Genomic DNA, 25,122 nt, shown 5'->3' with positions numbered 1-25,122 from the left:
GTCGCGACCGCTGGTCCGCTCGAACGCCGGAACGTCGGTCGGTGCCCCGATTCAGGCCTGTTCGATCGCCTGATCCAGGTCGGCGACGATGTCGTCGACGTCCTCGATGCCGACCGAGAGGCGCACGAGCTCGTCCGTCACGCCGCTTGCGAGCTTCTCCTCCTCGGTGAGCTGCTGGTGGGTCGTGCTCGCGGGGTGGATGATCAGCGTCTTCGCGTCGCCGACGTTCGCGAGCAGGCTCGCGAGCTCGACTTCGTTACAGACCGTCTCGGCGGCGTCGTAGCCGCCCTCGAGGCCGAACGTGATCATGCCGCCGTAGCCCCCATCGAGGTACTTCGTCGCGTTCTCGTGGGTCTCGTGGCTCTCGAGGCCGGGGTAGGTGACCCAGGACACTTTCGGGTGATCCTCGAGGTACTCCGCGACGACCTGGGCGTTCTCACAGTGTTTTTCCATGCGAACGGGGAGCGACTCGAGTTTCTGGAGCGTGTTCCAGGCGTCGAACGGCGACTGCTGGTTGCCCAGGTCGCGCAGCCCGCGGGTACGGGCGGCGATGGCGAAGGCCTGCTCGCCGAACGTCTCGTAGAAGTTGACGCCGTGGTAGGCCGGGTTCGGTTCGGCGAGTTCGGGGTAGTCGCCTTCGTCCCACGGGAAGGTGCCGCCGTCGACGAGGATGCCGCCGACCGTCGTGCCCGCGCCGGTGAGCCACTTCGTCGTCGAGTTCCACACCAGGTCCGCGCCGTGTTCGATCGGCCGGCAGAGGTACGGCGTCGCGAACGTGTTGTCGACGAACAGCGGGACGTCGTGGTCGTGGGCGATGTCGGCGATTCGCTCGATGTCCGGGGTGACGAGCGCGGGGTTGCCGATCGTCTCTAAGTGGACGAACGCGGTGTCCTCGTCGATCGCCTCCGCGTAGGCGTCGTAGTCGAGGGTGTCGACGAACGTCGTCTCGATACCCCGCTTCGCGACGGTGTGGGTGAGGTAGGTGTAGGTCCCGCCGTACAGCGCCGACGCCGAGACGATGTTGTCCCCGGCCTCGGCGAGGATGAACGTCGCGAGGTCGAACGCCGCCATTCCAGACGAGGTGGCGAGCGCGCCGACGCCGCCCTCGAGGCTCGCGAGGCGCTCTTCGAGCATCGCGTTCGTCGGGTTCATGATCCGCGAGTAGATGTTGCCGAACTCCTTCAGCCCGAACAGGTTCGCGGCGTGGTCGGTGTCCTCGAAGACGTAGGAGGTGGTCTGGTAGATCGGTGGCGCACGCGCACCGGTCGTCGGGTCGGGCTCCTGGCCGGCGTGGACGCTTCGCGTCGAAAATCGCTGCTCGAGTTCGTCGTCGCTCATACGACGGGGAGGTGCCCCGAGGGTTGTAAAGCTACCAGAAGGTGCAAAAGCGGACGGGATCGCCGACGACGCGCTCGAGGCTGGAACTGGGCGGCGACGAACGCGGTCCGACTGGCGATCACGGTGCTCGAGGAGGGGCCCCGTCGAGACGTTCCTGCTCGGCGACGGCGTCGAGGCGCCCGACCTCGAGGGAGACGACCTCCGCCCGCGGTCGACGATGGGCGACCTGCTCGAGCTGATCGAGATGGCCGACAAGGTGGTGACGATCGGGTAGGCGCCTCCTCGTCATCGCCCGTCTCGGAAGCGGTCGGCAGTCGGCTGGCTGACGGAGACGTCGGCAATACTGGACGCAGGATCGTCTGGTGCTACCAGCCCGTCTCAGTCATCAGCTGGCGTGACTTCTCGAGTCTCGGCCCGGAGTACGTCACGCTGGGCTTCGGTCAACAACCGAACGAACTGGCCGGCGTTCGTGACGAGCTTGTTCTCTGCTTTCCGCAGGTGTTCCTCGAAGGTCGCCCGGGCGACGGTCGTCTCCTCGGCGAGTTCGGCGACCGACGCGCCGCGGGGCTGGTCGTAGTAGCCCGCGTCCAGCGCGATCCGCAGCGCCTCGAGCTGACGGCCGGTGAGGCCGTCGAAGAGCCGATCGACCGAAAGCAGCGAGCTGTGGGGAACCTGGCGCTGGTCGATCGAGGTCTTGGCGAGGACGTCAATCTCGCGGCTCTCGTCGAGGTCGGCCAGCAGGGCGGTGACGTCGCCCTCGTCGAAGCCGATGACGGTGTAGTGCTCCCAGCCGTTGCGGTAGACCGTCGGCGGGAGGTGCACGCAGTTGTGGCGTTCGAACGTCCGGACGATCGACTCCTCGAGCGAGCACGCACACGACCGGACGATCACGTGCAGGCCCGGACCGTCGACCGAGGTGTGAAGCACCGTCCCGAGTGCGTCGATCTCCTCGAGCAGGTCGTCCTCGGCGTCCGGGGCGGTGAGCTCGAGGACCTGGCAGTCCTGCAGGTACCACTCCCGGATCGACACGCCGGGAAACCGCTCGGAGAGCTCCCGGTACGGGCACTCGTGGCGGAGTTTGAAGGAGACTTCGTACATGCTCATGCGTCAGTAGACGACCTCGATCGACGATAACAGTGCCGGTCATAACTGGCACTGCTGATATGGCCCTGCTGTGCCTACGGATGGTCGATGACGGAGGTCACGCCGGAAGCCGTTGCACAGCGACTCGAGAGCGGGGAAGACGACTCCACCCTGGTCGACATCCGCGACACTGAGTGATGAGCGGCGAGTACGCACAGGGCATCCGCCGGAACTGGCGGCAGTTCGCCCTCCAGGTAGCCACGGTCTTCGCCGTCGGGCTCACGATGGGTTCTCAGCGCAACGTGGTGCCCATCATGGGCGAGGAGACCTTCGGCGTCGAGTCGCTGCTGGTCATCGGCTCGTTCGTCGTGAGCTTCGGGATCGTGAAGGCCGTCCTCAACCTCTACTCGGGGAAGTGGGCCGACGCCTACGGCCGCAAGCCGATCCTGATCGCAGGCTGGATCGCCGCGATCCCAATCCCGTTCATCCTGATCTACGCGCCGAGCTGGAGCTGGATCGCGGTCGGGAACGTCCTGCTGGGGGTCAACCAGGGCGTCGCCTGGAGCATGAGCATGATCTCGAAGATCGAGCTCGCCGGCCCCGACCAGCGCGGGCTCGCCGCCGGGATCGACGAGGCCTTTGGCTACACCGGCGTCGCCGCGGGCGCGTGGCTCACGGGCGTGATCGCCGCCCAGTACAGCCTCCGACCGGAGCCGTTCTACTTCCTCGCGGCGGTGATCGTCGTCGCGCTCCTGCTCGCGGTCGTCCTCATCCAGGAGACCCTCCCCTACGCGAAAGCGGAGGCCGCAGGGATCGAGGACACTGATGACGCGGCCGAAGCCGACGGCGGCGAAGTTCGAGAGGTCGACCTCTCCTTTACCGAGATCGTCAAGCGAGCGACGTACAAGGATCGGACGCTCTTTACGGCCGCCCAGGCGGGTCACGTCGAGAACTTCGTCGACACGCTCGTCTGGATCGCCTTCCCCATCTTCCTCGTCTCACAGGGCCTCGGCGTCGCCCAGGTCGGGGTCGTCGTCGGGGCTCACAGCGCGGCGTACTTCCTGCAGATCTACACCGGGCAGCTGAGCGACCGGATCGGCCGCAAGCCGCCGATCGTCGCCGGCTTCTTTCTCGCCGGCGCGGGCGTCCTCGGGATGGTGCTGGTCGAGGGCTACTCCCTCTGGATCCTCTTCTCGGCGCTCTCGGGCGTCGGCATGGCGCTTCACTATCCCAACCTGATCGCCGTCGCCAGCGACGCCGCCCACCCGCTGTGGCGCTCGACCGGCCTCGGTGTCTACCGCCTCTGGCGCGACCTCGGCTACGCCGTCGGCGCCATCCTCATCGGGCTGACCGTCGACGCACTCACCATCGAGGCCGCCTTCTACGGCACTGCCATCGCGATGTTCCTCTCGGGCGGGCTCGTGGTGTTCTGGATGGAAGAGACCCACCCCGAGTTCGGCACGCACGAGCCGCCGGCGGTCGAACTCGAGACGACTGACGAGGTCGCCACCGAGGACTGATCACGTCGAGAGTCAGCTTCCTCGGTTGACCATGAATGGTATCGGCAGCGACATGACAGAGTGGTATTTTATATCTCCGCTCGAGTCGTCTCCCTCGTATGGATTCCACTTCCACGTCCCGGCGCCTTCCGACCAGCCAGCTCCTGCTCGGAGCGATCGTGATTCTGGTCGGCGTCTTGCTCTTGCTCCAGACGACCGGTCTCTTTCCGACGCGGAGCCTCTTGCTGTACGTCCCGTCGCTGTTCGTCCTCGTGGGCGTCTGGGCGCTCGTGCAGAGTCGCTTTCGGAACCTCGTCGGCCCGGTCGTCCTGATCGGCGTCGCCGGGGCGTGGCAACTGGTCGCCCTCGAGTACGCGACCGTCGACCAGGTCGTCGTCTTCTGGCCGGTGCTCGTGATCGCCTTCGGCCTCTCGATCGTTCTGGGCCAGTACCGCTCGCGCGTTCGCGCCACCGACGACGCCTACACGTCCACCTTCGCCGCGTTCGGGAGCGTCGAAAAGCGCAACACCTCACAGTCGTTCGCCGGTGGCGACCTGACCGCCATCTTCGGCGGCACCGAACTCGACCTCCGTGACGTCGAGCTCGAAGAGCGCCCGGCGCAGGTAAATGCCGTCGCCCTCTTCGGCGGCGTCGACGTCATCGTCCCCCGCGAGTGGAACGTTCGGATGGACGTCCTGCCGATCCTGGGCGGTGCCTCCGACGACCGTCCCCGCCGCGAGGGCCAGCACGAGGAAGTCGACCTCGTCGTGACCGGCTTCGCCGCCTTCGGTGGCGTCTCCGTGGTCGACTGAGTACCGTTCCACTCGGCAGGATTACTCGAGCAGCGGCTCGCCGGTCATCTCGTCGGGCTGGTCGACGTCGATGGCCTCGAGCAGCGTTGGCGCGATGTCGGCTAAGGTGCCGCCCTCCCGGACTGCTCGGTCCCCGTCGGTGCCGTCTGGAGTCACGTAGACGAACGGCACGTCGTTGTAGGTATGAGCCGTGTGCGGGTCGTCTTCGGTGCCCATGTCGTCGGCGTTGCCGTGGTCGGCCGTGACGAAGACGTGCGCGTCGTGGGCCTCGAGCACGTCCACAAGCCGGCCGAGCTGGGTGTCGACGGCCTCGACGGCCTCGACGGCGGCGCGGTAGTCGCCCGTGTGGCCGACCATGTCGGGGTTGGCGTAGTTGAGCACGAGCACGTCGGGATCGTCGGACTCGATGACGTCGATCGCCGTGTCCGTGACCTCGGGGGCGCTCATCTCCGGTCGCTCGTCGTAGGTCGGGACGTCCGGGCTCTCGACGATCTCGCGAATCTCGCCGTCGAACTCGACCTCGCGGCCGCCGTTTAAGAAGTAGGTGACGTGGGCGTACTTCTCGGACTCGGCGATCCGGAGCTGGGTCTTGCCGGCCTCGGCGAGCACCTCCCCCAGGGTGTTCTTCGGCTGGCTCGGCGGGAAGGCGATCGGGAGGTCGAACGTCTTGTCGTACTGGGTCATCATCACGGCCGCCGTCTCCGGCGGGTCGGTCTCGAAGTCCCACACTGGCCGGATGTCGGCGAGCATCCGCGTCAGCTGGCGGGCCCGATCCGAGCGGAAGTTGAACCAGATCACAGAATCGCCGTCTGCGAGCGCCGGACCGCCCTGCTCACGGCTTCGCCGGTCGCCCTCCGAAGCGCGGATCGCCTCGCTCTCGACCAGCGTCGGCTCGACGAACTCGTCGGTGACGCCGCGCTCGTAGGACTCTTCGACGGCCTCGACGGCCGACTCCGCGGTGTGGTCGCCCTCGCGGTGCACGATCGCGTCGTAGGCTCGCTTCGTCCGCTCCCAGTTCTGGTCGCGGTCCATCGCGTAGTACCGGCCCGTCACGGTCGCGACGTGACCCGTCCCCACCTCGTCGATCACGTCCTCGAGTTCGGCGAGGTAGCCTGCCCCGCCCGTGGGGGACGTGTCGCGGCCGTCCATGAACGCGTGGGTGACCGCCTCGAGGCCGCGATCCGCGGCCATCTCGATCAGCGCGTGGAGGTGTTCGTGATCGGAGTGAACGCCGCCGTCGCTGACGAGGCCGAGGAAGTGCACGCGGCCGTCCTCCTCGGCGGCGTGGTCGAACGCCGTATTGATCGCCTCGTTCTCGCGGAACGAGCCGTCCGCGATGGCGTCTTCGATCCGGGTGTACTCCTGGTAGACGACCCGTCCGGCGCCGATGTTGAGGTGGCCGACCTCGCTGTTGCCCATCTGCCCCTGCGGGAGGCCGACGCGCCGACCGGACACCTCGAGTCGGCCCGAGGCTCCCGTCCTCGAGAGCCGGTCGAACACCGGCGTGTGGGCTGCCTCGACCGCGTTTCGGCGATCGTGCGCACCGAGTCCCCAGCCGTCGAGGATGACGAGTGCCGCTTCCATGCGAGACGGGTCACGGCCGCGGCGTAACTACCTGTCGTTCGCCGGTTGGCGCCGCGCGTGGCGACGGCCGGGCGCGTCACCGGTCGCCCTCGAGTTCGACATCGACCCCGTCCGGCGAGAGGGTGATTCGAACCGTCCGGTCGACGGTCCGGAACACCTTGCAGTGGTTGCCATCCGACCGGATCTTCGTCCGCGAGCGGACGAACCCGAGCTCCTCTAAGTCGTTCAGTCGCCGATAGATCGTCACCCTCGAGGCGCGACACCGGTCGGTCAGCTCGTCGACGGTCGCCGGCCCGTCCTCGAGCGCCTCGAAGAGTTCGTGGACGTAGTCGTCACCGAACAGAGTGAACACCGACTCGGCGTCGATCGGTCCTCCGTGCCGATTCGTCGCTGTCTGTGGCATACATCTCTCTTCTCCGACCGATATATTCATTTCTATGACATTACAATCAATACCATATATACTATCAAAACAATCAATACTTCTATAGTATGGGTACAAACCATACTATCTACAATGGCAGGTGAGACCGAGTTACGGTCGATCGTCGAGGTCCACGTCGCCCCACTCGGCTACGAGTACGACCGGATCAAAGACCCCGTCCTCGAGTACGGTGCGGACGTGCTGTACGCGCTCGACGACGCCGACCGCGACCGGCTGGCGTACCACGACGAACTCGAGGCCGTCCTCGCCGACGCGGGCGTCACCGTCCACGTCCGGGAGGTCGACCTCGGCGACGTTTACGACGTGCTCGGCGAGATCACGACGATCGCCGATCGCTACGCAGCGGACATCGTCCGAGTCAACGTCTCGAGCGGGCCGAAGCTGGCGGCGATCGGGGCAGCACTGGCGTGTATGGCGACCGATGCGATCGGCTACCACGTCCACCCCGAGTCCCGCTCACACCCCGTCGAGGAGACACCACGGACGGCGGGTATGCGGGTCGCCGAGCAGCTTCCGTCGTACCCACTCGAGACGCCGACCGAAGACCAGGTCCGCATCCTGAACTACGTCGAGGAGACCGACGACGCGGCCTACACGCCGAAAAAGAGCGACCTGATCGACTACGCCGAGGAGGCCGAACTCGAGTTCATCACTCGTTCTGCACCCGCCAACGGCAAGGCCAAGTTTGCGCTGTTGAACAACCGCATCGTCGACCCGCTCGTCGCGGACGGCTACCTCGAGGTCGAAACCGTCGGCCGGTCCAAACAGGTGTCGCTGACCGAGACGGGCCAGAACGCGCTACGGGCGTTTCGACACAAGCTGTGACGGAACGCTCCGTTCGCCTCGAGTCATCAACTGGCAGTTACGTTTATCGGGGCTCGAGTCGCTCGTCAACACATGTCGTGGCATCTCACGCTCGAGGGAGACACCTACGAGGCCGCCCGGGAGGCGTTCGAGTGGGACGTTCCGGAAGGGTACAACGCCGCCCACGATCTGGTCCGAAAACACGACGATCCCGATGCGGTGGCGCTGTACCAGACCTACCCGGACGGGCGACGGGAGACGTACACGTTCAGGGACCTGGATCGGCGGTCGAACCGGCTGGCGAACGCGCTCGAGGCGCTGGGTGTCGAGCGGGGCGACCGCGTCGGCGTCGTCCTGCCACAGCGCCCCGAGAATCCCCTCACCCACCTCGCCTGCTGGAAGCTTGGAGCCATTTCGATACCGCTCTCGGTGCTGTTCGGCCCCGACGCCCTCGGCTACCGGCTGGCCGACAGCGAGGCGCGGGTGGCCGTCGTCGACGCGAGCGTCGGCGACCGTGTCGACGACGCCCTCGAGGAGTGTCCTGGGCTCGAGCACGTCGTGGTCGTCGGCGACGACGGAGCGCCAGCGGCGGCCGCCGACGTCGCTCGCGAGGAGGTGGGTGCCACCGGATCGTCCACCGAGATCCACCCGTTCGCGGACGTACTCGACGGCTACGCCGCCGAGCGCGACCTCCCCGAGACCGACGTCGATACCCCGGCGATCGTCATGTATACGAGCGGGTCGACCGGGCCGCCGAAGGGAGTCTTACACGGCCACGGCGTCTGGCTCGGCCACTGTCCGGCCTTCCACATGTACTTCGAGCGGGACGTCTTCGAGTCGGTCTACTGGACGCCCGCCGACTGGGCGTGGATCGGCGCGCTCGGCGACCTCCTCTTTCCGGCGTGGCACTACGGCCAGCCCGTCGTCGGCTCCCCGATGGCGGGATTCGACGCCGACGAGGCGTTCTCGATCCTCGAGGCGTTCGAGGTCACCGACGCGTTTCTCCCACCGACGGCGATCCGCATGTTAATGGAGGTCGACGAGCCCGCAACCACGTACGACCTCGCACTCGAGGCGATCTGCTCGGGCGGCGAGCCGCTGACGCCGGAGATCCTCGAGTGGGCCGACGAGGAACTGGACGGCGTCGTCGTCAACGAACTCTACGGCCAGACGGAGGCGAACCTGCTGGTGACGAACTGCCGCGACTGGTTCCCTGCCCGGGTCGGCAGCATGGGCAAGCCGGTACCGGGCCACGAGGTGGCGGTCATCGACCCCGAGACGGGGACGGAGCTGCCGCTCGGCGAGGTCGGCGAGTTCGCGGTTCGTCGAGACGGCGACGATCCGGTGGTGTTCGAGGAGTATTGGCGCAAACCCGAGCAGACCGCGGCGGCGACGGTCGGCGAGTGGCACCGCACCGGTGACCTCGGCTGGCGCGACGTGGACGGTTACTGCTGGTTCAAAGCGCGCGACGACGACGTCATCATCACGAGCGGCTACCGGGTCGGACCGGGCGAGGTCGAGCGGGCCATCCTCGAGCACCCCGACGTCGAACAGGTCGGCGTCGTCGGCGTTCCGGACGAGACCCGCGGCGAGGTGATCAAAGCGTTCGTCCAGCCCGTCTCGGGCGTCGACGGCGACGACGACCTGCGCGAGGAGATTCGGTCACTGGTCAGAGAGAACCTGGCCCAGTACGAGTATCCCCGCGAGATCGCGTTCGTCGACTCGCTCCCCCAGACGACGACGGGGAAAATAAAGCGGCGGAAGCTGCTCGAGGACGGCGGCTGAGCCGCTTCTTCCCGCCGACTCGGTCTGTCACTCAGTTCCTCAAACGGTGGTAAATTCTGAAAAGCTGTGTCTTTCTTGTTGCTCGGGATCCATAACTGGATATGGCCTCTCACGCGCTCGACGAGCAGTTCGAGATGGTGTCGAACGTCCATCGGCGGCGATTGCTGCTCTCGCTGCTGGCACACAATCCCCAGCCGGATCGACCAGTAGAACCCGATCGATCGGACCGGGCCGCCGACGAACGGGCGTTGACGATCGAACTGCGACACGTTCACCTGCCCAAGCTGGCGGCGGCCGGATACGTCGAGTGGGATCGGTCGACGGGAACGGTGATCAAGGGTCCACGGTTCGACGACCTCGAGCCGTTGCTCACCCTGTTGCACGAGAATCGCGAGGAGCTTCCCAGCGACCTGTCTCCGTAGCGATCGGCGCTCGAGGACTGCTCACGTGTACGGTGCGGCGGGGTCCTAATTTTGTCGACGCGGCTCGTCCCGTGGTTCGCTAACTGGACGAGGAGTCGCGACTCTCGAGAAACGATGGCACGGAACGTCAGTGGTTGGGACCCTGCTGAATTCCGTGCCAGGTTCCCCTTCGAACCGGTCCGGTATAACCTTACTGTGATTATCTGGGTGACGATCTGTATCGGACCGTTCGACGCGTCGACGGCCCAGCGTACATATGTGTCGTCCACGACTGTATCGGTATGCCCAGGGAGTTGGACGAGGTCGACAGAGGAATTCTGTATCGCCTCCAGCGTGACGCTCGAGGCACGACCGCCCAGGAGATCGCCGAGACCGTCGGCGTCTCGCCGAGCACGGTTCGAAACCGAATCGACCGGCTCGAAACGGAGGGGGTGATCAACGGCTATCATCCGGAGATCGACTACGAAGCGGCGAACCTGCCGTTACAGGTGCTTTTCATCTGCACCGCACCGGCGAGCCACCGGTCCGAACTGGCCGATCGAATTCTGGACGTACAGGGGGTGGTCGATCTCCGCGAGATGATGACTGGCCGACATAACATCCACGTCGAGGTCGTCGCGACGAGCACGACCGACATCTCCCGGATCACGGATGCGATCCACGACCTCGGCCTCGAGATCGAGAGCTCCGAACTCATCAAACGGCGACGGAGGCAGCCGTTCGATCACTTCCATTTCGCCGACCTGGATGGTGGGACGTCGGATGCAGGACCGTGATAGTTCTGGAATCCACAGTATTTCGGAGCCATTTCCGTGTTTCAAATATCTTTGATTGTGAATACCGGAGTATAATGCTCCATAAGCCACAATATTCGCAACGTATCGGCTTTTGTATGAGTGTGATTCATAGCCGTTGACGCACTCGAAGTTGGTATGATTGTCGAGACCGGTTGGTGGGACAGGAACTATCTTGTAAGCGGCGGCATAACACCGGAGACGGTACCGGAAGCTCCCGGTAGCATGGTTGGGACCCATGGACGAATTATCTAATCGGCAGCAAGCAGTCGAATTGCTTCAGCAACTCGGGTTGAAAGAGTACGAAGCGCGGTGCTTCGTGGCGCTGACGCGCCTCCCGAAAGGGACGGCCAAGGAAATAAGCGAGAACTCCGACGTCCCCCGGACCCGCGTGTACGACGCGATCCGGGTGTTAGAGAGCAAGGGGCTCGTCGAGGTTCAACACTCGAGTCCGAAGCAGTTTCGGTCCGTTCCGGTCGGGGAGGCGGCCGAGACGCTCCGCCAGGAGTACGAATCGCGAACGGAGACGCTCGTCGACCTGATCGAAACGATCGCCCCCGCGTCGGGTGACGACGACCGGGAGGTGACCCACGAGGTCTGGGCGTTGTCGGGCAGTCCGTCGATCGCGAACCGGACGCGGCAACTCGTCGAGGGTGCCGGACGGGAGGTCATCTTCGTCGCCGGCCGGGGCGACGTCGTCACGGAGGAGTTGCTCGAGGAACTGCACGCGGCTCGAGACGCGGGCCTCACCGTCATCGTCGGTGCGTCGACGGAGGAGATGCAGGGGGCACTCCAGGACGCGCTTCCCGACACCGACGTGTTCGTCTCGGGGCTCGAGTGGCTGGCGAGTTCACCGATCGACCCCGCAGACGAGACGACGATCAGCCGGCTCCTGTTGGTCGACCGAAACACGATCCTCGTCAGTTCGGTCAACGAAACCGGCGGCGATGGCCTCGAGACCGAGAAGGCGGTGTTCGGCAGAGGGTTCGACAACGGGCTGGTGGTGATCGCTCGCCGGCTGATGGCGACGGGCTTGTCACCGGCCGACGATCCTGACGTTTCTGCGGGGTAGCGGGCGCCACCGCACGACGTCGACCGGACGCGACGCGTAACGTTTTTTACGACCCCTCACAACCGTTCGCACATGGCATCCGAACCCCACAGACGGTCGATCGCAGGCGAGCACCCAGCACGGCCGGGGTTCGGCTTCTTCTTCGCCCGATGAGCCGGGCCGGTGGACCTCGAGGCGCCCACACCGGGCGCCGAGGGCGAAACCGTCCGCGCCGAGTCGGAACCGCTAACTGACCGACCCACAGCCATAGAGGTAAGCGAATGCAACTACCGAAAGCACAGGCCGCGGTGTTAGAGACCGCGAGCGCAGACGAGGCACAGTCCGTCGACGCCCTCGCTTCCGCGACCGACCTTCCGCCTGAGACCGTCACCGGGGCGGCGTTCGAACTCGAGGCGGAGGGGCTGGTCGCCGTGGACGAGCGCGTCGAGCAGACGATCACCCTCACCGACGAGGGCAGCGAGTACGTCGAGGACGGCCTCCCGGAGGTCCGCCTCTATGAGGCCGCCCGCCAGGCCGGCGCCGACGATGACTCCGTTCAGATGGGACAGGTCATCGGCGCGTCGGGCCTCGAGGGCGCTGGCGTGAACATCGCGCTGTCGAACTACGCCCGGAAGGGCTACGGCGCGATCGAGAGCGGCGAGATCACCGCCGCGCCGGACGCCGAAAGCGACGCCGATCCCGAGGCGACGGCACTTTCGGCGCTGGCTGCGGGCGAGAGCGAGGAGCCGAGCGACCTCGACGACGAGGTCCTCGAGCACCTCGAGCGCCGCGACCTCGTCGAGCGCCGCGAGACGACGATCCGCGAGGTCACGCTCACCGATGAGGGTGTGACGACGCTGATGGCGGGCGTCGAGACGGCCGAGACGGTCGGCGCGGTGACGCCCGACCTGCTCACGAGCGGCCAGTGGCGCGACGTCGAGTTCGCCGAGTACAACGTGGGGGCCGACGCAGAACGCATCGACGGTGGCAAGGTCCACATCCTGCGCCAGACGGCCGAACGAGTCAAGGACGTCTTAGTCGGGATGGGCTTCCAGGAGATGGAAGGCCCCCACGCCGACGCGGACTTCTGGATCAACGACTGCCTGTTCATGCCCCAGGACCACCCGGCGCGAACGCACTGGGACCGGTTCGCCCTCGAGCAGCCGACCCACATCGACGAGCTCCCCGCAGACCTGGTCGAGCGCGTCGAGCGCGCCCATCGCCAGGGCGTCGGCGCCGACGGCGAGGGGTATCACTCCCCCTGGGACGAGGACTTCGCCCGCGCGCTCGCGCTTCGCGGGCACACCACGTCGCTCTCTGCGCGCTACCTGTCGGGCGAGGAGATCGGGCGATTGGAGCCGCCCCAGCGATACTTCAGCGTCGAGAAGGTGTACCGAAACGACACGCTCGACCCGACGCACTTACTCGAGTTCTTCCAGATCGAGGGCTGGGTGATGGCCGAGGACCTCTCGGTCCGGGACCTGATGGGCACCTTCGAGGAGTTCTACGCCCAGTTCGGCATCCACGACATCGAGTTCAAACCCCACTACAACCCCTACACCGAACCCTCCTTCGAGCTGTTCGGTACCCACCCGACGACGGGCGAGCTCGTCGAGATCGGCAACTCCGGCATCTTCCGCCCGGAGATGTTAGAACCGCTGGGCGTCGACTGTGACGTGATGGCCTGGGGGCTCGCCCTCGAGCGACTGCTCATGCTGATGTACGGCTTCGAGGACATCCGCGACATCCACGGAACGCTCTGTGACCTCGAACTGCTGCGGGAAACGGAGGTGACCTACTGATGCCAACCGTCGACGTCGACCCCGACGAACTGCGCGAGTTGACCGGCCACGAGGAGAAAGGAGACGACGAGTTGATCGAGGACCTCTTCGCGCTCGGCCTGGAGTACGAAGGCGAAACGGAGGAGGGCGAGTTCGAACTCGAGTTCGCCCCCGACCGGCTCGACCGGCTCTCGGTCGAGGGCGTCGCCCGCTCGCTTCGCTACCAGTACGGCGACGCTCGCGGGGTCGCCGTCCCGTCGACCAATTCGCCCGACTGGGCCATCGAGGTCGAGGAGTCGGTGCCCGACGAGCGCCCCTACGTCACGGGCGCCGTGATCCGAAACGTCGACTTAGACGAGGACGCCCTCGAGTCGCTGATCCAGCTCCAGGAGAAGCTCCACGCGACGATGGGCCGAAAGCGCGCGAAGGGCGCAATCGGCATTCACGACCTGACGATGCTGAAAGGAAGCCCGGCGACGGATGGCAACCCGACCATCCGCTACGTCGGCGTGTCCCCCGACGGCGACCGATTCGTTCCGCTCGACGCCGACGAGGAGATGACGCCCGAACAGGTGCTCGAAGAGCACCAGACGGGGCGCACCTACGCCGACCTCGTGAGCGAGTACGACCGGTATCCGGCGATCTACGACGATATCGGGTTGTTCTCGTTCCCGCCGGTGATCAACGGCCGCCGGACGGAGGTCACCACCGACTCGCGGGACCTCTTCGTCGAGATGACCGGCACCGACCAGTGGACGATCGACAAGATGTGCACCATCGTCTGCTACGCCCTCGCCGCACGCGGGGCTCGGATCGAGGAGGTGACCGTCGAGTACCCCGACGACCCGGCGTACGAGTCGGTCGGCACCGAACTCGTCCGACCCGACCTCTCGACCAAGACGAAGACCGTCAGTCACGATCGCATCGAGACGGTCCTCGGTATCGACCTCGATCCCGACGAGGTGATCGACCTCGCCGAGCGCTCCGGCCTCGAGGCCGAGCGCGAGGAAACCGACGAGGGCCTCGTCTACGAGGTGACGATCCCGCCGTACCGCGTCGACGTCCTCCATCCCGTCGACGTGATCGACGACCTCGGGCGCGCCTACGGCTTCAACGAACTCGAGCCGAAGTACCCCGACGTGGGCACCGTCGGCGGCCGCCACGAGCGCAGCCGCCTCGAGAACGCCGCTCGAAACCTCCTCGTGGGCCTGGGCTTCGAGGACATGCTGAACTTCCACATGATCAGCGAGGCGGAGAACTACGACCGCCTCGGGCTCAGTTCGGAGGACGACGTCTACGGCGCCGGCGAGCCGGCGACGATCAAAGAGCCCTACAGCGAGGACTACACCATGCTCCGGACGTGGGTCCTGCCATCGCTGCTGATGGTCCTCGAGCGAAACACCCACCGCGCCTATCCGCAGGATTTGGCCGAGATCGGCTTCGCCGCCGAGCTCGAGGGGTCCGAAAACACCGGCGTGGGCGAACGTCGGTCGGTCGGCGCCGTCCTCGCGCGCCACGACGCCGCCTACGAGGACGCGAAAGCGCGCCTCCAGGCGCTCGCGCGCAACTTCGACGTCGACCTCGAGACGCCGCCGACGGAGCACCCGACGTTCATCCCGGGTCGCACCGCGGCCGTCGTCGTCGACGGCGAGGCGGTCGGCGTGATCGGCGAGGTTCACCCGAAAGTGCTCGTCGAACACGACCTCGAGTTGCCCGTCGCGGCGTTCGAGTTCGACCTCGAGGCGCTTCGCTGATCGATATGAGTCTGCGCGTCGCCGTCGCCGCGCCGTTCGCCCAGAACGGGACCCGGTCGCTCCGGGAGAACGAGTTCGTCGTCGCGCTCTCGCTCGACCGGGACTGGTTCTCGCCCGACCAGGCCAAGCGGCTGGTCGACGTGGCCACCAAGGAAGGACTGCTCGAGCGCGAGGAGGCCCAGCTCACCTGCACGTTCGACCCCGCAGCGGTGACGATCCCCGAGGCGTTCGTCCCGGACGAGGACCTGCTTCGCGAGCGGTCGGCGTTCGAACGCGTGCTCGACGCGCTCGTCGCCGAGGGCGTGGAGAAACACGAGGCAGTGGGGGCGATCAACGCGCTCCAGCACGAACTCGGCGTCACGATCGAGACCGCGGCGGTGGTCTACGCCCGCCGCCAGGGACTGGACGTCTCCGAGCTCGTCCCCGTAGCGCGAGCGGCGCTGTTCGAAGCGGATTAACCCCGCGAGCGAGAGGGAGACGTATGGTCGAAGACCGGATCACCGACGGTCGCCGGATCGCCGAGCTACTCGCCTCTGAACTCGACGGCCGGCGGGACGACGAACTCGAGCGCATCGCCGTGACGGACGCCGACCGGGACGTCGAGCCGACCGTCGAGGGGGCGCGAGCGTACACCATCGTGCGCGACGGCGAGCGATTCGCTCGCGTCTTCGTCCACCCCGACCGGGCCCACGTCGAACTCGAGGCGGGCCAGGAGGCGGGACTCGAGGCGGCCCGCGAGCGGGACCTGCGCGTCCGGCCGAAGGCGACGACGCCCCCGCGGACGATCGTGTTCGTCGAGAGCGGCGCGGCGGTCAAGCGCGCGACGGCCGTCGTCCAGGCGGCGAGTCGGGCCGCAGGTGCTGGCGACCGGCAGTAACGATCACGGAACGGTCCGCCCGCGAAACCTAGCTTTACGTGATCGCTCGAGTATCGTGTGACAACCCATGACGAGTCCGAACGCGGGCGAGGAGTACGTCTTCGAGCGGACGTTCACGACCGAGGACGTTCGGCGCTTTGCGTCGCTGTCGGGGGACACCCAGCCCCAGCACGTCGAACCGGACGGGGACGGCCGGCTGATGGTCCACGGGTTGCTGACGGCGACACTGCCCACGAAGATCGGCGGCGACCTCGAGGTGCTGGCGCACACGATGACGTTCACGTTCCACCGACCGGTCTACACGGGCGAGCCGATCACCTGCACGTGGACGCACGAGGAGGTCGAGGAGCGCGACGATCGGTACGTGGTCTCGGTGGCGATCGATTGCCGGAGCGACGACGGTGAGACGGTGATGAGCGGCTCGCTCTCGGGAATCGTCTGGAAAGGAGCGTGAAATCACTCCCGCGAAGCGTGGTCGAATCGCGCTCCGCAATCGCCACAGACCGAGCCGTTACCCGGGGTCGTCCGCTGGGCGAAAATTGCCCCACAGTCGGGACAGATCATGAAGAGCCGGTGTTCGGGCGCTACCCCCGCTGTGAACTCCATCCGAACCCACGCGTCGGGGTTCGTCTCGTCGTAGATCGTTACCCCCGTGCTCGTCCCCCGCCAGTTGATTGCCTCCCCCTCGGACGCCACGTCCCGGGTCGCTCGTTCGGACATCGAGATAGCCGTCCCTCGAGAGCCGGCAGGCATACGCTTTCTGATATAAACTTACACGAGTGCGAGTGAATTCTGACGCTCGACCGAGAACCCGTCGGATCGCGAGACGTATCACGAGACTTTTGACGGCTGGCCGGGTCGCCGTTGGTATGACGCTCGATCCGGTTCACTTCGACGGCATCGCGCGGCTCGCGCGACGGATCGACCACGGTGCAGACGAGCGCGACCACCGCGAGTTCGCCGAGACGGTCTGGGAGTCGTTTCTCGACCCGTTGACGGACGACCGGGGGCGGACCGTCCTCGAGCCGGTCGCCGAGGTCTCCCGGCACGTGGTCGACTGCGAGGACGTCGCCCTCGCCGAACGGCCGTTCCCGACCCAGCACGGCCTCGACGCCGGGACGATCAACCCGACGACGTTCCGAAACGGGCTGGTGATCGACGTCGCCCAGGCCGCGATGGCGTCGACACCCAGTGACCTCGAGCTCCACCGCTCGCGGACCGTCGTCGCCACGGTCCACTCGAACGACGAGACGGCGACCGTCGACGACCGCTGGGGGAAGTTCGACGAAGGGTACAGCCGAAGCCGGGCAGTGAAGGTCCCGCCGCTGCCGCGCTTCGCCGAGGGAGTCGTCCACGCGCTCGCGCTCTATCAGGCCGAGAGCGAACACGCCCGACGTCACGCCGAGGCGGTGAGTGACCTCCTCGTCCTCGACGGCCCGCTCTACCCTCGTGGGCTCCTCCGCTGGGCCGACCAGCACCCCGACCTCGAGGACTTCCTGCTCGAGGATCCGCGGCCGACGACGGTCCTCGAGAACTACCTCCGGCTGGTCGAGGACTTCGTCGAGCGCGGGATTCCGCTCGTCGGCTTCGTGAAGAACCCCTCGACGCGGGTGCTCTGTCGGACGCTCAAGCGAAAGCGCGAGGCCGGGATCGACGCCCCGTGGGCCGACGATTCGGCCTTTTTTACGCGCGTCTTAGAGCGCGGCGAGTACGTCGACGACGTCGAGGGCCGCCGGTGGGAGCGGGACACCTCGGCGCTCACTTACACCGGCTGGTTCCGGTCGCGCGGCGGCGTCGACCGGCCGCTCTCGGTCGACGGCGACGCCCTCGGGGTGGACCGGGGACTCGAGCCCGAGGCGTACGAGGTCACCTTCTTCGTCGTCTACGATCCCCGAACCGACCTCGTCTACCGTATCGAGGCGCCCTACGCGTTCACGCGCGATCCCGACGTTCGCGAGGCGCTGACGCTGCAACTGCTCTCCGACGTCGCCGTCTCCCGCGGCCCGCCGCCGGTCGTCGAGAAGGCGGACGAACTCGCCCGCATCGGGGCGACCGAGAAACGATCGCTCCGGGAGACGCTCGAGACGGCGTTCGACACGACGCAAGATCGGACGTACGACGACCACCGCTGGAACGACGAGTTCGCGTGACGCGGTCGCGGTGGGACTCGTCGCCTCGCACACGGCTTTTAAGCGTCGGCGTCGAAGTGAGCAGTATGCTCCTCGTCCGAGGCCGCGCCGGCGGAACCGAACTCACCGGAACGATCTACGAGCGCGGCGAAGAGTCGCCCCGATTCAGGGGCGCCCCCGACGAAGACGCCGCCTACGTCTGGGTCTGTGACGAGTTTTACGAGGTCGACAGCGGCGGCTCGAGCATGGAGCTCGCCGACCGCGAGATCAACATCGCGTTCGAGTCGCCGATGCCCCGCGGGTTCGACACCAGAGATCAGGCGCTCGAGGCGGCCGAGGATCACGTCCGGACCCAGTTTGCCCGGATCGGCGTCGAACCCGATGACGTCGAGGTGGCGGTCGAAAAAGAACACGAGGGCCGTCCATCCGGCGATCAGGTTGGATGAAAGCAGAGGCCAGGGATCAGGTAGAGACGCCTGCCGACGTCGCCTGTCGGTTGCGGTGGTCGAGCCGATCGAATGCGTCATTGCTGATCAGTGTGTCCCAGCCGGGACGGTCGCCGCTGATTGGAGAACCGCCGAAACGGCAGTGGACGGCTGAGACAGGCTCATTTGGCTGCTCGCCACCTGACGTTCAGGTTTCCGAGACCAAATCGTATAGGGGACGACCTTTTTCCCCCGTAGCTGATGCCTCTGAGTATGAGCCTCGACGTACGGTACGGCGAGGGAGATCGGAAACGCGATGTGATCGCCGACGGCGACGGTGATCTCTACGAGATACTCTCCCACCCCCGACGATCGATGGTGTGCTCGCTTCTGCTCGAACGAGGTGGCTCGCTGTCGATGACGGAACTCGTCTCCATGATCCTCACTTTCGAGGACACCGATCCGACCGCCATGCCGTCGGCCGAACAGCGCCGGGACGTGCACGTGGACCTGTACCATCGTCACCTGCCGATGCTGGTCACCCACGGTCTCCTCGCCTGGGATCGCCGGATGGAAACCGTCACACTCGCCGACGATCCCGACGTTGACGTCGACCGACTCGAGGCCTTTCTCGAGCCGCTCGGCATCCACCGGTCGGGGGAACTGTTCGAACTCCTCGCCCATCCCCGTCGGCGGACGGTGCTCGTCGCGCTCGATCGCGGCGACACCGTTGCGGTCGACGAACTCGCGACGCGCATCGTCGCCATCGAAGCGGGAATCTCGACCGACGCAGTTTCGCCATCCGACGCGACCCGTGCACACATCGATCTCCGACACGTTCACCTGCCAGCGATGGCCGACCTCGACGTCGTCGACTACGATCACTCGAGCGATCGCGTCACGTACCGGGGCCATCCCGCGCTTCTCGGCCGCTAACCTCACTGGAGCGCCGTCCGACGGCGCGGCCGTGAACGCATTGCCGCCGAACCGAGATAGCCACAGGTTCTGCCAGAGGGCGCACGTACATACGGGATCGACGACAACTCACGAGCGAGAATGACCGGGCCACGACAGCCGCGCTACACTCGCCGACGGCTGCTCGAGGGGGCGACGATCGCCGGGGGACTCGCCGTCGCCGGCTGTACGAGCAACGGGGGTGACGACGGGGCAGACGCCGACGACGGAATCGGTAACGACCTCGAGAACGACCTTCTCGCGTTCCCCGAAATCGAGGACCCGCCCGAGGCCGTCTACCGGCCGACGCACCGAGAGCAGATGGTGATGCTCGAGCCCGTCGTCGCCGGCGAGTACGTCGTCGCGCCGATGTACACCTACCCCCACCCGTTCTGGATCTTCACCGGCGACCTCGAACACCACGAGCCGACGCCCGAGGAGGACGTCCACCTGATGGTGACCGTCTGGGACCGCGAGACGGGCGTCGTCGTTCCGATCGACGCGAGCGTCACCCTCGAGCTGTTCAGCGACGACGACCTCGTGAGCACCACCACCGGCTGGCTGATGATCTCCCAGCAGATGGGCTTTCACTTCGGGGACAACGTTCCTCTCGACGGCGACGGGACCTACCGCGTCGAGGGCCGCATCGCCCCCCTCGACGTCCGCCGAATCGGCGCGTTCGAGGGGCGGTTCGAGGAGGCAGTCGACTTCGCGTTCGAGTTCGACTTCGATCGGGACGACCTCCACACGCTCGTCGAAGGGATCGAGTACTTCCCCGAGGAGGAGTGGGGCGAACCCGGCGCGCTCGAGCCGATGGGCCACGGCGATCACGTACACGGAGACCACGACGACCATCACGATCACCACCACGACCATCACGATCACCACCACGACCATCACGATCACCACCACGACCATCACGATCACCACCACGACGACGACCACCGCCACCACGACGAGCACAATCACAACGACCACCACGACGACGACCACCGCCACCACGACGAGCACGACGTCTCCTACTCCGCGCTGCCGCCAGCCCAAGCCCTCCCCGGCACGCTCCAGGGGACGCCCGAGAGCGGTGACGCCGTCCTCGCGACGACGCTCATAGCGCCCGGCTCGCGCTTCGTCGACGGCGACGAGTGGTACCTCGCCATCTCGCCGCGAACGCCGTACAACCGGTGTGTGCTCCCCCTGATGGCCCTCGAGGCGACGCTCGAGGGCGCGGACGGAACCGAGACGGTCGACCTCGTCGAGACGCTCGACCACGAACTCGAGTATCACTACGGGGCGCCGCTCTCGAGCGCCTCGGACGGCGACGAGCTGACGATCGCGGTTCGGACGCCGCCACAGGTCTCGCGTCACCAGGGGTACGAAACCGCCTTCGTCGAGATGCCTGACGTCACCCTCGAGCTCTCACCATGAGTCGTCGACGGCTCGAGGAGGACCGACGCTCGGGCGCTCGAGTCGGCGCGGTCGCTCGCTGGGTCCTCGGGGGCGTTGCCATCGTCTTCGTCGCTGTCGGGCTCGCACTCGGCGGGCCGGCGATCGGTACCGCCGTCGCGGGTGACCAGCTCGCCGTCGTCGATCCGGTTCCCCACCAGGTCGAGGTCGAGCCCGGCGAGGTGTTCGAGGTCGACGTCGTCGTGCGTAGCTGGGGCGGCCACGGCAGCGCCGGCGTCGAGAACGTCACCCTCCGGGCGCAGTACCACCCCGACCACCTCGAGGTGACCGACGTCGACGCCGGCACGTGGTTCGGGGCGGACGCCGACGTCGAAACCGAGGTCACGGTGGCGAACGACCGGGGCGTGACCGAGGTCCGCCAGTACGAGGAGCCGCCCGCAGGTGGCGCGACCGGCGAGGACGTCTTCGCGACGCTCACCGTCCGCGTCGCCGAGGACGCCCCGCCGTCGAACGCGACGATCGACCTCGACGAGACGAGCGCCGAGCTCGCGGACGACCAGCCCTTGCCGATCCTCGAGCGACCCGTCACCGTGGTGATCGACGGCGGCGGCGAGCCCCGCGAGTCGTCCGACTACGGCGAACTCGACGACCTCGAAGGCGAGGCGTCAGCTGACAGGACTGACGAACCGCTCGAGACCGACGACGACCCGATCCCCGCGTTCACGGCCGTCGCCGGCGGGATCGCGGTCGTCGCACTGCTCGTCGGTGCGGCCGTCGCCGGACATCGATTCGCTCGTCGGTGAACCGGCTATTTCCGCCCGTCGGCACACTCCCGTTCGATCGAGGGGAGGTTCACCGGATCGCGACAGACACGATGGGAAAGGTGTTTTACCGATGCGACAGATGACGTGTACATGGCCGAGCTGGGCGACTTCGGCGACTTCGGCGGTGACGACGACTCCGACGAGCGTGGGGACGAGCCGGACGACGCCGGCTCGAGCGCGGGCGCTGACGGGAACGCGGAGGCAACCGAGGACTTCGAGCCGACGTCGGTCGAACCCCGCGGGGAGGACACCGGCATCGGGACGATCTGCGTCTCCCAGGGGCTGCGGATCGCCGAGGACGAGACGGAGACGACGTTGCGCGCGTACGTCACCCGAGGGAACCGCTCGTCGGTCCGTATCGGGGCGTACCTGCTCGCACCGTACCCCGACGGCGAGACGCTGTTCTGTCGTATCTCGGGGCTCGAGTACGCCCAGCAGTTTCACGCCGACGACGCGACGGAGATCCACGCCCGGCGAGCGATGCGCGCCAGTGGGATCGACGAGGCCGACTACAAGTTCGTCGCCTCGCTGGAACCTGTCGCCGTGCTGTACTCTGACGACGGCGAGCTCAGGCGGCGGCTGACCGACCGGGTGCCGAAGCCGGCGACGGTGATCCGGCAGGCGACCGACGTCGAGGAGATCAAGACGGGGCTGAAGATCCCCGAGGACGGCGTCTTCCTGGGTCACCTTTCCGTGGGCGGCGAAAAAGTGAAGACGGCGGCCTCGCCCCCGACGATCGACTACCGGCTCAAAGACGACTACGAGGCGGGCGACCCGCTCGTGTTCCGACACTCCCTGATCGCCGGCGGGACGGGCTCGGGGAAGACCCACGCCGCGAAGAACGTCCTCCGACAGTACCTGAGCGAGGAGCGGACCTACCCCATGGAGGACGGCCGGGAGGTCCAGGCCGCGGTCGTCCAGTTCGACCCGCAGGACGAGTACGCCCAGATGCACGACGACAACCCCGAACTGGACGGCGAGTACGCTCGGCGCCTCGAGCGTGAGGGGGTCGCCTACGGCGGCCACGACGACACGGTGGCGTTCGTCCCCAAAGTCGGGGACGCCGCCTACTCGGGTGGTCACCACCGTGCCGAACAGGTCGAGTTCACGATTCCGTTCTCGATGTGCCGGAGTCGGCCGTGGCTCGTCTCCGGTGGCTCGCTCAACGACAACCAGTACGGCGCGCTCACCTACCTGATCGACCGCTTTTTCAAACAGTACGGGAACGCTGGCACGTACGCCGAGTTCAAATCCTTCCTCGACGATCCCGCGCTCCGGGAGGAACTCGACGAGTCCGGCCGCGTCCACGAGGCGACCTACGACGCCGTCCGCCGGCGCGTCTTCGGCTTCGACTCGGTGTTCGACCAGGACGCCCGCCCGATCACCGAGTTGGTCCACCAGTTCGTCCGTCCTGGTGGGCTGTCGGTCGTCCCCACCTACCACGTCAACGACAGCCGGGCGACCGAGGCCGTCGTGCTCGCGCTCTCGAGTCTGCTGATCGACGAGAAGCTCTCGAACGACCCGACCTACGACCGGATCAAGGAGACGCCGCTCGTCCTCGGGATGGACGAGGCGCACAACTTCCTCACCGACGCCGACAGCGTGCAAGCGCGCAAAGTCATCACGAAGTTCACCGAGGCCGCCAAACAGGGACGAAAAGAGCGACTCGGACTCTTTCTCATCACCCAGGACCCTCAGGACATCGACGACGCGGTCTTCAAACAGATCAACACCACCGTCGTGCTCAATCTCGGTGACGAGGACGCCATCAAGAGCGTCAACATCCCGAGCAACCTCGAGTCGAAGGTGCCCTACATGGAGAAAGGGCAGATGGTGGTCTACTCGCCCGATAATTCGGAGCCCGTCGAGTTGATCGGGCTCTCCCGGTGTCTGACCCGCCACGGGCGGGACTAGGCGTTCGGCAAGCCTGATAGCGGCTCGAGTGACGAGTCCGCTCCCGGGCTCACAGATACCCGAACAGCGTCCCGACGAGTACGATCACCCACAGCGCGACGCCGGCGAGCAGCATGTCGTTCAGGCGCGACTCGCGCGTCGCCCGCTTCGCCGCCCCGCCGGCGATCAGGCCGAACGCAACGACGACGAGGATGCGCTGGAGCACGACGTCGATCGCCAGCGAGTCCACGCCGAGCAGTCCGTAGTCGATCCAGATCGCCACCGCGAGCGAGCCCGACGCGGCGACGGCGGCGTCGAGCCGGCGCTCGAGGCCGCTCGCGATGGCGTACGCCGCGAGCGGGAGCCCGACGGCGATGACTGGGTAGAGCAGGGCGGCGATCGCGTGCACGGAGAGAACGCCCGCGTGGCGATCCAGCGCGATTCCCGCGATGCGGACCCCGAGGATCACCGTGAGGACGGTCCCCGCGAGGATCAGGTGTCGGGCTTCGATCCGGTCGGCGGCGGCCGAAAGCCGCGCGCGGTCGACGTCGGTCAGGTGCTCGTCGACCTCCGTGCCAGCGCGCTCGAGGACGCCCTCGCGCCGGGCGGCGAGGCCGACGACGAACGCGAGACTCGCCACCGCGGTGAGGTCGGCCTTCGTCGCCCAGCCGTCGGCGTCCGACGGCCCCTCGTTCCCGAGGTAGGTCCGGTGGACGTCTTGCTGGACCTCGACGCCGGGGATGGCCATCAGGTCGGCCTCGACACGTGACTGGGCGGCCTCGACGCCGTCGACGCGGTGGCGCAGGGTGAACCAGTCGAAGTGTTCGGAGTGCGTCTGCATGACGACCCACTCGTCGTCCGGGTTGGGACTCTCGTAGAGGCGAATGTGGTAGCGGTAGCCGTAGTATTCGCCGTCCTCGAGCTGGAGTGTCTCGGTCGTCCAGTAGGCCTCCTCGTCGGGTCCAGGGTCCAGGTAGGCGAGTCGGGTCGTCCCGTCGGCCTGCGACCACGGGATGTCGGTCGGCGAGAGCAGCTGTGAGGCGTTCGCCTCACCTTCCGTGTGGGCGTGGACGCCGTCGTCGCTCTCGTTTCCGAGGATCGGATCGACGAGCTCCTCGGCCTCGAAGTGGTCGTGGTCTGTCTCTTCCCAGTCGGTCTCGCCCGCGTCGCCCAGTGCCCTGACGATCTCGTCGGTATCCCCGCGGACGACGACGTTGAGCGGGCTCCGCTTTTCGTGTACCTCTCGAGCGTTGAGGTACGGCCAGAAGCCGCTCTCTGCACCCTCGAGCGAGACTATTTCCGGTGCCGGTGCGTCGGCTTCTTCCGGCGCGATGTCACTCGTCGACGGCGAGACGAGCAACGAGGGACCACCGACGAACAGAACGGCGAGAACGACCAGCACGGCCGCGATGACGATCGAACGTCGCATCGGTCACCCTAGCGGCGCCAGCCACATTACTCTAG

24 protein-coding genes are annotated in these 25,122 nt (G+C 66.7%); 18 read left to right on the top strand and 6 right to left on the bottom strand.

Features of this window, described 5'->3' with window-relative positions; all coding sequences use genetic code 11:
* Positions 1 to 51 precede the first annotated feature (51 nt).
* Both NMQ09_RS04850 and NMQ09_RS04845 read right to left on the bottom strand, forming a co-directional pair.
* The gene (locus NMQ09_RS04850) at positions 52 to 1,338 is read right to left on the bottom strand and encodes an O-acetylhomoserine aminocarboxypropyltransferase/cysteine synthase family protein (protein WP_255193316.1); all 1,287 of its coding nucleotides are present in this window, start codon (positions 1,336 to 1,338) and stop codon (positions 52 to 54) included.
* A gap of 378 nt (positions 1,339 to 1,716) precedes the next feature.
* The gene (locus NMQ09_RS04845; protein ID WP_255193315.1) at positions 1,717 to 2,442 is read right to left on the bottom strand and encodes a helix-turn-helix domain-containing protein; all 726 of its coding nucleotides are present in this window, start codon (positions 2,440 to 2,442) and stop codon (positions 1,717 to 1,719) included.
* Positions 2,443 to 2,618: 176 nt separating this feature from the next.
* On the opposite strand from NMQ09_RS04845, the gene NMQ09_RS04840 reads away from it, so the two are divergent.
* Both NMQ09_RS04840 and NMQ09_RS04835 read left to right on the top strand, forming a co-directional pair.
* Positions 2,619 to 3,941, top strand: a complete 1,323-nt coding sequence (locus NMQ09_RS04840) for an MFS transporter (RefSeq protein ID WP_255193314.1) — start codon at positions 2,619 to 2,621, stop codon at positions 3,939 to 3,941.
* A gap of 98 nt (positions 3,942 to 4,039) precedes the next feature.
* Positions 4,040 to 4,732, top strand: coding sequence for a LiaF transmembrane domain-containing protein (locus NMQ09_RS04835; protein ID WP_255193313.1), 693 nt, complete (start codon positions 4,040 to 4,042; stop codon positions 4,730 to 4,732).
* A gap of 21 nt (positions 4,733 to 4,753) precedes the next feature.
* On the opposite strand, the gene gpmI is transcribed toward NMQ09_RS04835, so the two are convergent.
* Complete coding sequence (gpmI, locus tag NMQ09_RS04830; protein ID WP_255193312.1) at positions 4,754 to 6,316, bottom strand: 2,3-bisphosphoglycerate-independent phosphoglycerate mutase; 1,563 nt, start codon at positions 6,314 to 6,316, stop codon at positions 4,754 to 4,756.
* A gap of 76 nt (positions 6,317 to 6,392) precedes the next feature.
* On the bottom strand, positions 6,393 to 6,719 hold the full coding sequence (locus tag NMQ09_RS04825) for a winged helix-turn-helix domain-containing protein (protein ID WP_255193311.1): 327 nt from the start codon (positions 6,717 to 6,719) through the stop codon (positions 6,393 to 6,395).
* A 114-nt stretch (positions 6,720 to 6,833) separates the two neighbouring features.
* Between NMQ09_RS04825 and NMQ09_RS04820 the strand changes: the two genes are divergently transcribed.
* The 10 genes from NMQ09_RS04820 to NMQ09_RS04775 all read left to right on the top strand — a co-directional run bounded on the left by NMQ09_RS04820 (position 6,834) and on the right by NMQ09_RS04775 (position 16,483).
* Complete coding sequence (locus NMQ09_RS04820; protein WP_255193310.1) at positions 6,834 to 7,586, top strand: HFX_2341 family transcriptional regulator domain-containing protein; 753 nt, start codon at positions 6,834 to 6,836, stop codon at positions 7,584 to 7,586.
* A 72-nt stretch (positions 7,587 to 7,658) separates the two neighbouring features.
* Positions 7,659 to 9,350, top strand: a complete 1,692-nt coding sequence (locus NMQ09_RS04815; protein WP_255193309.1) for an acetate--CoA ligase — start codon at positions 7,659 to 7,661, stop codon at positions 9,348 to 9,350.
* A gap of 101 nt (positions 9,351 to 9,451) precedes the next feature.
* Positions 9,452 to 9,772 carry a DUF7344 domain-containing protein gene (locus tag NMQ09_RS04810; RefSeq protein WP_255193308.1) on the top strand — a complete coding sequence of 107 codons (321 nt, stop codon included), beginning with the start codon at positions 9,452 to 9,454 and terminating at the stop codon, positions 9,770 to 9,772.
* 281 nt (positions 9,773 to 10,053) lie between these two features.
* On the top strand, positions 10,054 to 10,548 hold the full coding sequence (locus tag NMQ09_RS04805) for an Lrp/AsnC family transcriptional regulator (protein WP_255193307.1): 495 nt from the start codon (positions 10,054 to 10,056) through the stop codon (positions 10,546 to 10,548).
* Between the two features lie 256 nt (positions 10,549 to 10,804).
* A complete protein-coding gene (locus NMQ09_RS04800) occupies positions 10,805 to 11,638 on the top strand; it encodes a TrmB family transcriptional regulator (protein ID WP_255193306.1) in 834 nt (277 codons plus the stop codon).
* A gap of 260 nt (positions 11,639 to 11,898) precedes the next feature.
* Positions 11,899 to 13,419 (top strand): phenylalanine--tRNA ligase subunit alpha, encoded by a 1,521-nt coding sequence (pheS, locus tag NMQ09_RS04795; RefSeq protein ID WP_255193305.1) that lies wholly within the window; start codon positions 11,899 to 11,901, stop codon positions 13,417 to 13,419.
* On the top strand, positions 13,419 to 15,152 hold the full coding sequence (gene pheT / locus NMQ09_RS04790; protein ID WP_255193304.1) for a phenylalanine--tRNA ligase subunit beta: 1,734 nt from the start codon (positions 13,419 to 13,421) through the stop codon (positions 15,150 to 15,152). Before pheS ends, pheT begins: the two co-directional genes overlap by 1 nt.
* 5 nt (positions 15,153 to 15,157) lie before the next feature.
* Positions 15,158 to 15,610 carry a DUF2240 family protein gene (locus NMQ09_RS04785; RefSeq protein ID WP_255193303.1) on the top strand — a complete coding sequence of 151 codons (453 nt, stop codon included), beginning with the start codon at positions 15,158 to 15,160 and terminating at the stop codon, positions 15,608 to 15,610.
* A gap of 23 nt (positions 15,611 to 15,633) precedes the next feature.
* Positions 15,634 to 16,029: a DUF7993 family protein gene (locus NMQ09_RS04780; RefSeq protein ID WP_255193302.1), complete on the top strand. Its 396-nt coding sequence runs from the start codon at positions 15,634 to 15,636 to the stop codon at positions 16,027 to 16,029.
* A gap of 67 nt (positions 16,030 to 16,096) precedes the next feature.
* The gene (locus tag NMQ09_RS04775) at positions 16,097 to 16,483 is read left to right on the top strand and encodes a MaoC/PaaZ C-terminal domain-containing protein (protein ID WP_255193301.1); all 387 of its coding nucleotides are present in this window, start codon (positions 16,097 to 16,099) and stop codon (positions 16,481 to 16,483) included.
* Positions 16,484 to 16,485: 2 nt separating this feature from the next.
* Here the strand turns inward: NMQ09_RS04775 and NMQ09_RS04770 are convergent, their stop codons facing one another.
* On the bottom strand, positions 16,486 to 16,749 hold the full coding sequence (locus NMQ09_RS04770) for a hypothetical protein (protein WP_255193300.1): 264 nt from the start codon (positions 16,747 to 16,749) through the stop codon (positions 16,486 to 16,488).
* A 149-nt stretch (positions 16,750 to 16,898) separates the two neighbouring features.
* Here NMQ09_RS04770 and NMQ09_RS04765 point away from each other — a divergent pair, with 149 nt between their 5' ends.
* The 6 genes from NMQ09_RS04765 to NMQ09_RS04740 all read left to right on the top strand — a co-directional run bounded on the left by NMQ09_RS04765 (position 16,899) and on the right by NMQ09_RS04740 (position 23,679).
* A complete protein-coding gene (locus NMQ09_RS04765) occupies positions 16,899 to 18,179 on the top strand; it encodes a DNA double-strand break repair nuclease NurA (RefSeq protein ID WP_255193299.1) in 1,281 nt (426 codons plus the stop codon).
* A 65-nt stretch (positions 18,180 to 18,244) separates the two neighbouring features.
* Positions 18,245 to 18,604, top strand: a complete 360-nt coding sequence (locus NMQ09_RS04760; protein ID WP_255193298.1) for a DUF7113 family protein — start codon at positions 18,245 to 18,247, stop codon at positions 18,602 to 18,604.
* 252 nt (positions 18,605 to 18,856) lie between these two features.
* Positions 18,857 to 19,519 carry a DUF7344 domain-containing protein gene (locus NMQ09_RS04755; protein WP_255193297.1) on the top strand — a complete coding sequence of 221 codons (663 nt, stop codon included), beginning with the start codon at positions 18,857 to 18,859 and terminating at the stop codon, positions 19,517 to 19,519.
* Between the two features lie 120 nt (positions 19,520 to 19,639).
* Positions 19,640 to 20,962 carry an iron transporter gene (locus NMQ09_RS04750; protein ID WP_255193296.1) on the top strand — a complete coding sequence of 441 codons (1,323 nt, stop codon included), beginning with the start codon at positions 19,640 to 19,642 and terminating at the stop codon, positions 20,960 to 20,962.
* Complete coding sequence (locus tag NMQ09_RS04745) at positions 20,959 to 21,744, top strand: cohesin domain-containing protein (RefSeq protein WP_255193295.1); 786 nt, start codon at positions 20,959 to 20,961, stop codon at positions 21,742 to 21,744. Before NMQ09_RS04750 ends, NMQ09_RS04745 begins: the two co-directional genes overlap by 4 nt.
* A 111-nt stretch (positions 21,745 to 21,855) precedes the next feature.
* Complete coding sequence (locus NMQ09_RS04740; RefSeq protein WP_255193294.1) at positions 21,856 to 23,679, top strand: ATP-binding protein; 1,824 nt, start codon at positions 21,856 to 21,858, stop codon at positions 23,677 to 23,679.
* Positions 23,680 to 23,728: 49 nt separating this feature from the next.
* Here NMQ09_RS04740 and NMQ09_RS04735 read toward each other — a convergent pair whose 3' ends face one another.
* A complete protein-coding gene (locus tag NMQ09_RS04735; protein WP_255193293.1) occupies positions 23,729 to 25,087 on the bottom strand; it encodes a hypothetical protein in 1,359 nt (452 codons plus the stop codon).
* Between the last annotated feature and the right edge of the window lie 35 nt (positions 25,088 to 25,122).

It is taken from the genome of Natronobeatus ordinarius (assembly GCF_024362485.1).
GTDB lineage: Archaea > Halobacteriota > Halobacteria > Halobacteriales > Natrialbaceae > Natronobeatus > Natronobeatus ordinarius.
This window is presented reverse-complemented; position numbering and strand designations above follow the sequence as displayed.